The 12,198-nt window shown below is 37.3% G+C and carries 14 protein-coding genes; 3 read left to right on the top strand and 11 right to left on the bottom strand.

The features are described 5' to 3' along the window. Nucleotides 1–405: 405 nt before the first annotated feature. A complete protein-coding gene (locus ACFQZJ_RS07125) occupies nucleotides 406–1,491 on the bottom strand; it encodes an adenylate/guanylate cyclase domain-containing protein (protein WP_379933400.1) in 1,086 nt (361 codons plus the stop codon). Nucleotides 1,492–1,751: 260 nt separating this feature from the next. Here ACFQZJ_RS07125 and ACFQZJ_RS07120 point away from each other — a divergent pair, with 260 nt between their 5' ends. The 3 genes from ACFQZJ_RS07120 to ACFQZJ_RS07110 are packed head-to-tail and all read left to right on the top strand — an operon-like array spanning nucleotide 1,752 to nucleotide 3,104. Further along, nucleotides 1,752–1,976 (top strand): RNA polymerase sigma factor, encoded by a 225-nt coding sequence (locus ACFQZJ_RS07120; protein ID WP_379933398.1) that lies wholly within the window; start codon nucleotides 1,752–1,754, stop codon nucleotides 1,974–1,976. Between the two features lie 5 nt (nucleotides 1,977–1,981). After that, nucleotides 1,982–2,641 carry a hypothetical protein gene (locus ACFQZJ_RS07115; RefSeq protein ID WP_379933396.1) on the top strand — a complete coding sequence of 220 codons (660 nt, stop codon included), beginning with the start codon at nucleotides 1,982–1,984 and terminating at the stop codon, nucleotides 2,639–2,641. Nucleotides 2,642–2,666: 25 nt separating this feature from the next. Then, nucleotides 2,667–3,104: a hypothetical protein gene (locus tag ACFQZJ_RS07110; RefSeq protein WP_379933394.1), complete on the top strand. Its 438-nt coding sequence runs from the start codon at nucleotides 2,667–2,669 to the stop codon at nucleotides 3,102–3,104. Here the strand turns inward: ACFQZJ_RS07110 and ACFQZJ_RS07105 are convergent. The 10 genes from ACFQZJ_RS07105 to ACFQZJ_RS07060 form a co-directional block, all read right to left on the bottom strand. Continuing rightward, nucleotides 3,101–3,886 carry an NAD(P)-dependent oxidoreductase gene (locus ACFQZJ_RS07105; RefSeq protein WP_379933392.1) on the bottom strand — a complete coding sequence of 262 codons (786 nt, stop codon included), beginning with the start codon at nucleotides 3,884–3,886 and terminating at the stop codon, nucleotides 3,101–3,103. The two genes, ACFQZJ_RS07110 and ACFQZJ_RS07105, sit on opposite strands and share 4 nt — an antisense overlap. A gap of 49 nt (nucleotides 3,887–3,935) precedes the next feature. Further along, on the bottom strand, nucleotides 3,936–4,616 hold the full coding sequence (locus tag ACFQZJ_RS07100; protein WP_379933390.1) for a DUF6624 domain-containing protein: 681 nt from the start codon (nucleotides 4,614–4,616) through the stop codon (nucleotides 3,936–3,938). A gap of 31 nt (nucleotides 4,617–4,647) precedes the next feature. Then, nucleotides 4,648–5,553 carry a hypothetical protein gene (locus ACFQZJ_RS07095; protein ID WP_379933388.1) on the bottom strand — a complete coding sequence of 302 codons (906 nt, stop codon included), beginning with the start codon at nucleotides 5,551–5,553 and terminating at the stop codon, nucleotides 4,648–4,650. Between the two features lie 98 nt (nucleotides 5,554–5,651). Further along, a complete protein-coding gene (locus ACFQZJ_RS07090; RefSeq protein ID WP_379933386.1) occupies nucleotides 5,652–6,965 on the bottom strand; it encodes an amidohydrolase family protein in 1,314 nt (437 codons plus the stop codon). A gap of 84 nt (nucleotides 6,966–7,049) precedes the next feature. Next, on the bottom strand, nucleotides 7,050–8,084 hold the full coding sequence (locus tag ACFQZJ_RS07085; RefSeq protein ID WP_379933384.1) for a serine hydrolase domain-containing protein: 1,035 nt from the start codon (nucleotides 8,082–8,084) through the stop codon (nucleotides 7,050–7,052). A 10-nt stretch (nucleotides 8,085–8,094) separates the two neighbouring features. After that, nucleotides 8,095–9,027, bottom strand: a complete 933-nt coding sequence (locus ACFQZJ_RS07080; protein WP_379933383.1) for an NAD(P)-dependent alcohol dehydrogenase — start codon at nucleotides 9,025–9,027, stop codon at nucleotides 8,095–8,097. A 69-nt stretch (nucleotides 9,028–9,096) separates the two neighbouring features. Then, complete coding sequence (locus ACFQZJ_RS07075) at nucleotides 9,097–10,194, bottom strand: acyltransferase family protein (RefSeq protein WP_379933381.1); 1,098 nt, start codon at nucleotides 10,192–10,194, stop codon at nucleotides 9,097–9,099. Nucleotides 10,195–10,216: 22 nt separating this feature from the next. Next, nucleotides 10,217–10,819: an ankyrin repeat domain-containing protein gene (locus ACFQZJ_RS07070; protein ID WP_379933379.1), complete on the bottom strand. Its 603-nt coding sequence runs from the start codon at nucleotides 10,817–10,819 to the stop codon at nucleotides 10,217–10,219. A gap of 184 nt (nucleotides 10,820–11,003) precedes the next feature. After that, complete coding sequence (locus ACFQZJ_RS07065) at nucleotides 11,004–11,660, bottom strand: hypothetical protein (protein ID WP_379933377.1); 657 nt, start codon at nucleotides 11,658–11,660, stop codon at nucleotides 11,004–11,006. 97 nt (nucleotides 11,661–11,757) lie between these two features. Further along, on the bottom strand, nucleotides 11,758–11,895 hold the full coding sequence (locus ACFQZJ_RS07060) for a hypothetical protein (protein ID WP_379933375.1): 138 nt from the start codon (nucleotides 11,893–11,895) through the stop codon (nucleotides 11,758–11,760). Nucleotides 11,896–12,198: the final 303 nt, after the last annotated feature.

Below are 12,198 nucleotides of genomic sequence, written 5' to 3'. Positions count from 1 at the left end.
ATTATCGATGCTAATGCCGGGCACCACATAATACCAATTTAAGTTTTGAATGTCGTATTGAAAATTTGAATTATTTTTTTCTCAGATTAGGAATGAAATCTAAGCATAGCATTAGCTATGGTTCTATTATATGACGACAAATGAGTAAAAAAGAAACTTGTTTTATGCGACATCTGGAATTTAAATTGGTATAAGTCCACCATTATTTATTCCGAGACTTACGCATATTGAAATACCTTATTTGTGGCTATAACTATGGCCAGGACAATGACGATTGTATTCTACCTTTAATTGTATTCCGCTAAATTTTATGGCATTCCGATTTTAGATTGATTTAAAAATTAGACGATAGGGTCAATACCTTGTTACTTTATGAATTTACGCCTATCCCATTTCTGATAATTATTATCGTATGGTAAATAACGCTTTCTGCTCTTTTTTTCCTTTCAATGTAACAACACCCACAGAATTGATATTAAATTCGGGTTCAAGTTCCAAAGATTTAATCAAATCTTCAGAAACTAGAATATCCACATTATATGTATTGCAAAGCCCTTGAATTCGAGCGGTCGTATTGAGCACATCTCCGGTAAAAATAATTTCTTTTTTTAGTGCTCCTATTTCACCAGTGGTAACCTCGCCCAAATGAAGGCCTGCTTTAAAAGTAGGAGTTATCCCAAATCTCGCTTTATACCAGTCCGCTCTATTTTTGAGGACTTCTTTCATGGCAAAAAAGCAGTTGATACAATTATTGTTTTTAATGCCATCTTCATACTTCCAAGAGATAACGATTTCATCCCCTATATATTGATACACCTCTCCCGAGTAGCGAATAATGGCATCTGAAAAATTAGCGTAGTACTCTTTTAGCAATTCAAAGTACATGATATGGCCTAAATTTTCTGCAATGGCCGTTGAAGACTTCATATCCGAAAACAGGAAAATCCGTTTTTCCTCGATAGGTCTATGATACTTTCCGGTAAAGAAATTCATCAATACCCCATGACCTATGTTTTCACTGATTTCCGAATAAAAAAGACTCACAAACAAACTGAAGGAAATAGAAACCATTGTGCTTGCGAACTCAATACTTGTAAGAAAGTTCAAAAATCTGTTCCGAACGATGGTGTCAAAAGGAGATACATTCAATTCTAGTCCCGCGGCAAAGGGATAGGCGATAAAGATTACGAATAACAAGAAAATGGTATAAAAAACTACTTTGTAGCCTATTTTCTGCGAGAAACTCTTTTTGTTGAAAAGATTGCCCAACCATAACACTTCGATAGCACCTACGAGCAATCCTACGATTATGACCGCTACACTGGCAAAAACAAAAACCTCAGGAGTCACGTTAATCGCCCCGGATGGATTCAAATCCTGATTTTGTTTTGCTGCCTCCTGTGAAAATAGATTAACCCACCCCAAGACAAGCCAAATCACTCCGAAAGGGATTATCCGTGAGATGTTTCGCTTTGTTTTTGGGGATAACATCACTAACCTATTTATATCAAATTTGTATTTATTGTTCAATTTCTACTTCCAATTATTGCAAAATAGAAATTAAATTATCCACAAGTGGAATGTAATGACTTTTTTCAGTCAAGTAGCTTTTAGTTAAAACATGAACATATTGTTCTCAAATGCTACGGAACGCAATAAATTCAAATTACTAACAGCTATGTCCGTTTAAAGAAAAGAGAAAAAAATGGTATACCAAAACTGACTTTTATAGCGATGATTCCATTTTTATCTTGGCGGATGAAGACAATGAAGATGGGGTAGAATTGAATCAGAATATCAAATTATTGCAGGATTTCATCCATAATTTGAAAGAACTGGATAAAGCCTTGATTTTATTATATCTAGAGGACAAAAGCTATGAGGAAATCGGCGAGATCTTGGGAATCACAAAAACGAATGTGGGTACCAAAATCGGCCGAATCAAATTAAAACTGAAAAAGGAATTTAAAAAATAGGAATCATGGAAACAAACGAATTAAAAGAACTTTTTGTGGCATACGATGCCAAACTAGATCGAGCATTACAATTGAACGAAAGGTCGCTGAAAAAGATAAAGTTGGACAAAATTCAAAAACAGACCCGCTGGATAGCTGTACTTAGAAGTATCGAGCTAGTCTCGTTCTCGATATTGGCCGTTATTCTCGGCAGCCATATAGCCGACAACTGGGCCGTTACGCATTTGGCCGTTAGCGGGATCATTATTCACGTTTTTACGTTGATTGCCCTTGTTGGAAGTATCGGTCAGTTGGTCTTGTTACAACAAATCGATTACGCGAAGCCGATCGTGGAAATCAGAAAAAAAATCGAAAAGGTCAATTCTCATGCCCTATTATTCTTGAAATTGGTATTTCTTTCGGCACCGGTATGGTGGGCATATCCTTTGGTAGCCCTTGACTATTTTTTCAATATCGACCTGTATCCCCATTTGGATCCCGATTTCGTGCTAAATTATGTTGTGGTCAATGCTTTGTTGGTTTTCCCTCTTCTTTGGTTTTTAAGTAAATTGGCCTATAAAAACCTGCATATCAAATGGGTGCGAAAGACCATTGGCTTTTTTACCGGTACAAAAACAAAGAAGGCCTTGGAATTTTTAAATGAAATAGAGGAGTTTGAAAAATAATGTCACATTGCTAAATCCGAATAAAATGAAAACTAGAAAGACTATCGCCGTTGCCTTTATTGTATTATCAGTGATACTTGGCGTTGTCTTCTATTTGAAAATCGACTATCCGGAAAACTTTGTAGGGTATTTCAAGAAATCATATTACGGCCAATTTGGACCTTTGGCAATCTGTGTTGAGTTACTTATTGGCGCTTACTATCTCTTTATTGGACATAAAAAATCTAATTTTGCCTTGGCGTTGTTTGCTTTTACGGCCTTGCTGGATATTATCTTTAATCTAACAGGCGTGTTTATAAGTGGAGTGCCCCATTATGCGATGGTTATATTTTTCATTTGTGCCACAATCTCTTTATGGATAGCCTTTTCAAATGCATTTAATCTGGGAAGAATAACCCTTTTATGGGCAATTACAAGTTTTATTCTTGGGAATGCCATAGAGTTTCACTTTAATTATTTTTAGTATTTCCACATAAAGCTGCCTTTTCTCAAAATGGTTAAGTGCTTAAAATCATCCTTACACCTCTTCTGCACTATAAAAACAGGCATGTGCCCTTTCCATTTTTGCCAAAGGTCATCGTTACCAACCAAATCTGCCATGAAATGGGCAACGTTGATACGGCTGACTTTCCCCGCATTAAAAATGGCACTACGGGTGGGGGAAGGATGTATTTCGTAATCCGATACTTCGTCCTCATTGATTAAATCGTCTGGGCGAACGGCCGTCCATTCTATAAATTGATTATTTTGCCCAATTTGTGTTCGTAGGAAATCGGCAGCTTTTTCATTATCTACATGGGGAGGCAGTAACAATCGGAGTAATCCGATTACGCATTTTTCCGCAAATGAAGTGGGTTCGTTCAAGTCATGATTGCGATTGCCGGTCGTGTTCATTAGAACATATTTTATTTTTTGTTCTGGCTTGTTCGCTTTAATCGCATCACACAATCTACTTGTGACATCCGTAACCAATCTTCTTGGTTTTCCGTAAATGCCCTTGAACGTAATGTTATGACCAAGACAGGATGCAATGGCGTCACAACCTTGAACATAACCTATCATTTCATGGTCGCCCAGTGCTAAAATACTTGCTGAAATTATTTCCAGCATTTCATTATCCCTCCATGATTCGGGTAGTTTTTCTGGGGACCTTACTACTACCTTAACATTATGTCCTTGACTTAGTAGTTGTTCCACTAAGTGTCTTCCTGTTGCACCGCTTGCGCCTACTACTAAAATTGTCATTTGGTTCTAATTAAATTAATTTAAAAATGACTTTTTGCTTTGCATTTCTTTATTTTTTATTTTCAGCCTTTTCCATTTCAAATTCCGCTGTCCTTTTTATTTGTTCTTCAAGATTCCATTCAAAATTGAACCTGTTTTTTAGGAATATACGTATGGAATCCAATCCAATTTCAGTTCTTCGTTTATCTATATTTTCTGGGTCATAAACTGGCCATAAATTAAAACTCTTGGTTTCTGGGTAGTATTTCATTTGTCCACCATAAATTTGTAAATCACCTCTTTCTGTAGCAATTCTATCTTCTGCTCTGACTAGAAAACGTGGCTCTAATTTATTGTCCTTAACTGCTTGCCTCATCATTGGAAGATATTTTATCCGGATTTCATTGTCCGAATGTTGTATGACATTACAAATTGTCCAATTTCCTTGTTCTCCCATCATTTCTTTTGACGGCCATCCATATTTATCTAGAATCCCTCTTACTTTTTCTTCGTTAATTGCGTGATTCTTATCAATAATTAAATTTTGTTCTTTCACTAAATCATGATCAACTCCATAAATAGAAATTAAGGAATCTCTCGATCTAATTGGTTCTTGTTCTGTTTGCCAGATAGTATCTAAAACGGCAATCATATTTTTATCATTTTCTGGAAGCTTTGAAAATTCTTTTGAGTTGTTTTTATTAGAACAACTAAGCGTAAGCGTTAAACTGAATAATAATATGTGTTTCATTTATTTACCTTAATAATTGACTGTTAATAATTTAATTCTTAGGTCTTAACATTTCTATAATTTTAGCATCCACCCAAAATATATCTACATTTCCATCTTCTTCTGGACCAACCATTCTATTAAAGAAAAGATATTTACCATCTTGTGTAACGCTAGCTGATGCTTCCCATGCTTCTGTATTTATCTTGTTACCCAAATTAATAGGCTCTCCCCATGTGCTATCTTCCTGTCGATAACTTATGTAAATGTCTGAATCTCCATAGCCATCTTCTCTATAACTATCGAATATAAGATAAGACTCATCTGGTGCAATGAAAGGATGAAAACTTTTTCCAGTGTTAATTTGTTCATTCAGTAATTGAGGTGCTTCATATTGACCTTCTATTATTCTTGAATATCGAATATCACCGGTATAATCTTGCTTGAACTCATCAAAAAAATAAGTCCCTTTCGAAGAGGCTGTAAGTCGCATTATTGGTAAACTATCGAAAGGTGCTTGAAGTTTTTTAATTTCAGACCAGTCACCATTTTTATTGCGTTCTTTAAATCTTCTACCCAAATGCATTGTCTTTCCATCTGGAGAAATAAAAGGTTGTCCTTGACGAGTAGATATAACTGTTTCATTCCATTTACCGCCTTCGCTTTTATAAACAACGAATTCCTGTCGATTAGTACTATCGACTTCAACTTCTCTGAGGAAATAAAATTCTTTCATATCTGGGCTAAAGACACCACTATATTCCCAACTGCTTGTAGAACCTATACCTGGAGCGAAAGGTTTAGCTGTTAAACCTGGTGGTATTTGCCCTAAATACGGTTTCTCAATAGTTTGTACTTCTTCGTTTGAATCCTGTGTTTTAGTTTTGCATGCACTGAATACTATTAGCATTATTAGGGTCGATATAACTAGCGTTTTTTTCATTATAATTGATTTCATTAGTGTTCGTTTTTTGATTGATAAATTATTGTTGATTGATGATAACGATGATACAGGAAATTCCGGAGCTATTAATAATATACGTGGTTGTTACAAGTTTACTTATTAGAATTTTCGACTTCTAATAATAGGTTATCCAGTTTTTCCCGGTCTATCCATTGTCCTTTAATCATTACTCCAGATATCGTTCTAGTATTGCTGATATTTTCTAATGGGTTTTTATCTAATAATACTAAATCGGCTAATTTTCCTTCAGAAACAGTTCCGCTCAGGGAAATTGTATTTAAATAGCGAGCAGGAACTACTGTTGCTGTTTTAAGTGTTTCATAGTTTGAAAGCCCTGAGTCGCGTATTAACTCCAATTCATGATGCAGTGAAAAACCAGGAAGAAATAAACCATAGGTATCGCTTCCGGCCATTAATGGTACTCCTTGTTTATGAAGTAGTAATGTGATTTTTTTTTGCCACTCTAATTCCTTTTCAAGTCGAGCTAATGATTCTTTATCAGTAAACCATGAATTTTTCCTGTAGTTTATTTTATCTGACTTCCAATAATCCGAATACTGTTTTGGTAGATATCTGATGTTTTTATCCGCATTCAATTTGGCCGACTTTTCTTTGTCGGCATAGCGTATTATCATTTCGAATATTCCGAGGGTTGGCGATACATAGATTCCACTCGTTTTAATTTCTTTTGCTGCTTTTTGCATACAGTCAATGGAGTTTCTTTCTTCTTTTGAAAAAATATTCATGAACTCTTCCATATGAGCGATAGATTTAATTCTGAGAGAATAATCCAAAGGCAATTCTCTTTGTGCATGACCAACAATTTCTATACTCTCGTTCTGTGCTTTTTCTAAAAGTGCCAAATAGATGTTTTTTGGAAGATTATCAGCAATTTTTAAATAATCATAGCCTCTTTTTTTATGATATTGCACAATTACATCAACAGAATCTATATGCTTAAAATCATTTCTTTTTAAATAAGGACCTGTGGTGTAATAATGTGAAGATAAAATAGAGTTACTTCGAGCAAGTTCCCTTATTTTTATTTGATCCTGACCATCATATTCTGCCATATTTCTTGCAGAAGTTATTCCGTTCGCAATTAAAAGTTTGAACTCATTTTCAATATTGTTTTGTAGATGATAATGTGTTTCTACTAAACCGGGAATTAAATATTTACCAGTAGCATTAATTGTAACATCAATATGATTGGTTGTCGATTTAGTAGCTGGTTCAATTTTCGATATTTTACCATTTGCTATAATTACTCTTTGATTTGGAATTATAGTATCGATATTCATGGGCACTACATTCACATTTTCAAACGAAATTATTTTGATTTGAGCCACACCAACAGAACATAGCATTAGAATAAATAGTAATAGACTATTTTTAAGTGTTTTCATTTTATTTGATTATGGATTTTATGGGATAGTTCTCAAAAAAAGGGAAGCCTTCAACTGCAACTACTGCAGGTCTACCCTTTTTCACTAGGTTTCTTTACGTCTCAATATTTTTACAATACGATTGATTACGATTTCCGATAAATTCCATTCGTATCCCTCAAAATCGGTTGTATTTATAAATTGAACGACCACGGTATCGATATCTTCATGGTATTCTGCGAGACTCTGATAACCTACTACTAGTCCGCCATGTTCGTACTCATAAATGGCGGAATAGATTTCCTGTTCGCCTTCTTTGAATACAGAACCATCGTTCAATGCCCGAAGAAAGATGCCTACATCTTCTGCTGTAGCCAACATCCCGTATTCCCTAGCTTTAAAATCTTCCTCATACCCAACGTAATAGCCGCTCATCACATCATCCAAATTCACTTCCTCAAGTGAAAAGAAGGTGTTTTTTAGCCCAAGGGGAATCAAAATTTCTTCTTTGATATATTGTTCATGACTATACCCTGTCACTTTCTCGATTATCTGGCGAAGTAATAAATAATTGGTGTTTGAATATTCATATCCGTCATCAGGTTCAAAACTAGCGGGCAGATCAAGAGCGAATTCCAGCGCTTTTTTACCATTTTCCTGTTCATTTTCCCAGTACTTGGGATTATCCGTAAAATTTGGAATACCACTTCGATGTTGCACCATTAATCTAAGGGTTATCTTTTCCGCGTTTTCAATTCTCCCCATAAGTTCTGGAAAGTAATCAGCAAGCGTTTCATCTAAAGACAAACGGTCGTCCTTGGCTAGTTTGGCAATGGCAACAGCGGCATACAGCTTGCTGATACTGGCAATCTTGAATAAAGAGTTCGGGTCGGCAGGTATTTTGTTTTCTCGGTCTTTCCAGCCACCTGCATAAGATGCGGGTGGTTTGACTCCTTCGTCCACATAAACGATCATGCCATCAAATCCGTGGCCGATGGCTTCGTCTACTTGTTCTTGAACCGTATCGGGTAAAGGTAATATCCATGCCTTTACCAAAATCCATGGTACAAAGTATAACGAGCCTATGCTTGCCATAATGAATAGGATTCTAAGTATTTGTTTTGTTTGTTTTTTTGCCATGAGACCCTATTTATATTACGATTTCAATGACCACATTGCCACGTTTGCGTCCTGAATCAACATATTCATGGGCAGTTACCATTTCATCAAGCGCAAAGGTTTTGTCGATAAAGGGTTTCAATTTTCCTTGTTCCGCAAGTTCTTTTATGCGTTCTAGATGTTCGGTTTTCTCCTTGGTCAGCATTTTGATAGTGACGAATTTGCCCTCGGCATTCAAAACTTTTTTCGCCTTTGCCTTGGTGGTCTTGCCCACGGCATCAAAAACGATATCGTACTTCTCGCTGCCCTCCGAAAAGTCTTCTTTCGTATAATCAATTACCTTTTCCGCGCCAAGGGATTTTACCATCTCAATATTAGAACCACTGCAAACGCCCGTGACTGCGGCTCCATTTAGCTTTGCAAATTGAACGGCATAACTGCCCACACTTCCGGAAGCTCCATAGACCAAAACCTTTTGTCCATTTTTAATCCCGAGGCTTCGGGAAGCCTTTTCAAGAAGGAACATGGCAGTCATTGCTCCTACAGGTAAAGCGGCGGCTTCTTTAAAACTTAGATTTTCCGGTTTTAGGGCAACAACACCGTTATTCCATTCCTGTGGCAAGCAGATATATTGCGCATAGGAGCCTGTTTTGAGCATGGTGGTCGTTCCGAATACGGAATCTCCCACCTTAAATTTCGTGATGTTTTTTCCGATGGCTTCAATGGTACCCGCCAGCTCGTGTCCCAAAATTTTCTTGTTTGGATGAAACAAGCCAAATATCAGTCTTGCCGGAAGCCAGAACAATGGTGGGAAATCCGAAGCTCGCAATCGCACATCGCCCGAAGTGACCGTTGCGGCATGGATCTTGACAAGCATCTCATTATCTTTTGGCTTTGGTTTTTCGATTTCCGTTATTTTCAGGACATTCGGCGGGCCGTATTTTTTATAGACTACTGCTTTCATATTCATTGTTTTTTATATTGTGGATAGCTCTAGTTTCAATCAAATTGAATTCTTCAATCTGTTGGATGCTCAGTTTAGGTTCGAAGTCGAAGGTTGTACCTTTTCCATTCTTTTTCGGGCCCATTTCAATCCGAAGAAAGGCCTCAAAAAACGAATCCTTCTAAGAACAAACTCATAAATGAGAAAGCAACCTGCACCTGTAAAAGCTACGATACCTATGAACTTCAATGAGATAGGAATTTCCAAGGGTAATATAAAAAAAGCCCCTGCGTACAAGACAAACATGTGGATGATATAAACAGGATACGCCGCTTGGCTCAGATAACTTAAGGTTTTACTAGGTTTGTTCAGGTAGTTATACCCAAGGCCGAAAACTCCAAAAATCCAGCAATTTGATTCAATGGCCGTAAGATAACCTGGCGCTTCCGTAGCGTAAATAAAATAGCGGATACCGAACAAAACAGCGGCCAAACCAATATACAACCAGCGCCATTTTAAAACGGTCTGCCAAAATGTTTTGCCACTGTACACAAAAAGGAAACCAAAAAAGAAGGCGAGCAATCCAAGGAAAAAACCATGCCAGGTCTCAGCATACAATGCAAACAATTGGGGCTTCACCACTACAGCTTCTAAGACAAAAAACAACGAAATCATCAATGGCCCAGCAGGATTGCCCATCAATGTGGACAACCCTTTCTTGAACCTTCCGTTCTCGTTCTTTTTAAGATAGAAAAACAACGGCATTAGCAATAGAACATACATAAAGATATTCCCCAAGAACCATAAATGGCCTTGATGGGGAAAATATCCCAAGGGCATAGTATAGTATAGCTGAAAAATGAACATGTGTAAGGTAGTGATGGCAACAATACCAAATAGGAAAGGCAGGAGAATCCGCTTTGTACGTTCCAAAAGCAACTGTTTCCAATTTCGTTTGCGCATGGCAAAGTAAAGCCCCATTCCCGACACGTAAAATAACAATGGAATTCGCCAGACGTTTAGCATGGTCATCGGTTTCCATAAACCTTCCAAGAATAATTCATCGCTCTTTATAAAGCCGATGAACATGGCCCACGGTTGAAATATGATGGCTATATGATAGATGACTAGCAAGCATATAGCGATAACCCGTAGCCAATCGATATCGTATCTTCTTTCAGTTGTCATTGGAATATCTATTTTAGATTGATTACTGCAACATCATAGCAATGACCGGACGGGTTTTTTCGATTTCCTTCAAGTCAATTTGTAAACCCATTGGCCCTAGTTGTTGCTGCAGCATTTCATAAATGGGTTTTATTTCGGCAAAAGGTCCCATAATACTTTCCCTTGGGGTCATCCCAAAGTTGTTCTTTGCGGTCTTATCGGCTTTTGCATCAATAAGTAACTGTACGACTTCGACCCTACAAAAGAACGCGGCCGTGTGCAAAGCTGTCGCCCCATCGTTATTTTGGAGGCTTAAATCTGCGCCGCCATCAATGAGCACTTGGGCAATTTTATTTTTTCCAAAGCTCGATGCAGTAATTAAAGGAGTAGAACCGCTCATAGGGTCTTTTTTGTTCAAATCCGTTCCTGCTTTAATATGCTGTTTAACGGCTTCTACATTCTCGGATAGAATTGCGGCCTGAATATCCATTTCCGGTGCGGCGACTACCGACTTCGTTTCAGTAGGGTTGTTCGCCTCGGCTTTTGATCTGTTGCTGGACTGACCGCAGGCCGTTGTAAGTAGAAGTAACAGAAGAGACATATTTGTCAATATTTTCAAGGAATTCATTTTAATATTTTTACTCATGACTATGTTTTTTAATTTTAATAGGTATTCGTGAATATTTGATTTCATGATTATATTTTTATGACTATTGATATTATTTTTTTTTACTCGATAATCGAGATTTAAAATGCTCCGAAGCTTGCGTCGAAATCAATGTTAATTTTTTTCTAATGCCTCGGGGGCTTGCCCCAAGGTTATTTACTAATTAGAACCAGCTAAAGCCAATTCCTACACTAAATTGCACCACCTCTCTGTCAATGTTATTATCTAGCTTTACACCGCCCACGAGCAATTTGGATTGAACGTTCAAGGCAAATTTGTTTTTTCTGTACACCTCATAACCTGTACTCGCCATAACCGCTATTCCTGTATTCCAATCGTCATTTACATTATCTTTAATATCATATAATGCAGGCGAATCTATGGCCAGACCAACACCACCATGTATCCACCACCGGTCTTTTACCCAGTACTGAACAGAAGGTATGATGCCTCCAAAGTGTCGGTCGTTATCATTAACCGTGTAAATCATTCCAGGTGCAGACACGGTAATGCCGAAACGGTTATTTAACATATAACCGAGTTTTAATTCAGGGAAAGTTCCACCGCCTTGCACGTCATCAAAACTTTGGGGTCCAGCACTATCCTCTATACTGATAATACCCCCACCTAGACCAAATTCGAACATAAAACCATCTCGGTTAAAATTGTTTTGGGTATCGGTATTGTTTTGGGCAAATGTCATTGCCGATATCAGCGTAAAGGCAAAACATGCCATTTTAAACATCACTTGTTTTTTAATGGTTTTACGGATGGCCTTGTTGTTTGATCTTAATAAGTATTCTTGAATCTTTGATTTCATGATTTTGATTTTAATTGTTCATTATAAATTTTGTTTAGGTAAGGGATAGACGTTGATGAAGGCCTATCCCTTTTTCTAATCCTATGATGTAGGATTTTTAATGAAGGTATTCTTTGGGTGTTGCCCAACGGATTCTCTTCCTGTCCTTAAAGTTGATAAGGAAAGTGAACCTTCTAGATTCCGTTGGCGGTTGACCTGCCTGCCGGTCAGGCAGGTTAATGATTGTTTTACTCATGACTGTTTTGTTTTTTGATGTTTTCTTGTGGACCGTGCTCAGCGGTTAAAGTTTCTGTACTGCGCCCATTGAGTCCTCTTGCTGTTGCTGAAAGTTGAGAAGTACTGTCCTGTTCTTGATTCCGTTGCTGTTCTTGTGATTGATGCTTTCATGATTTTTATTTTTATATACTATTAATACTTGTTTTGAATCGTGATTAGCGATTAAAGTTCCTGTACTGTGCCCATTGTGCCCTTCTGCTAGTGCTGAAAGATGAGAAGTACTGTCCAGTTCTTGATTCCGTTACTGTTCTTGTGATCGATG

This window comes from Maribacter chungangensis (assembly GCF_042676845.1).
Lineage (GTDB): Bacteria > Bacteroidota > Bacteroidia > Flavobacteriales > Flavobacteriaceae > Maribacter > Maribacter chungangensis.
The sequence above is the reverse complement of the archived record's forward strand: the minus strand, read 5'-3'. Positions and strand labels throughout refer to the sequence as shown.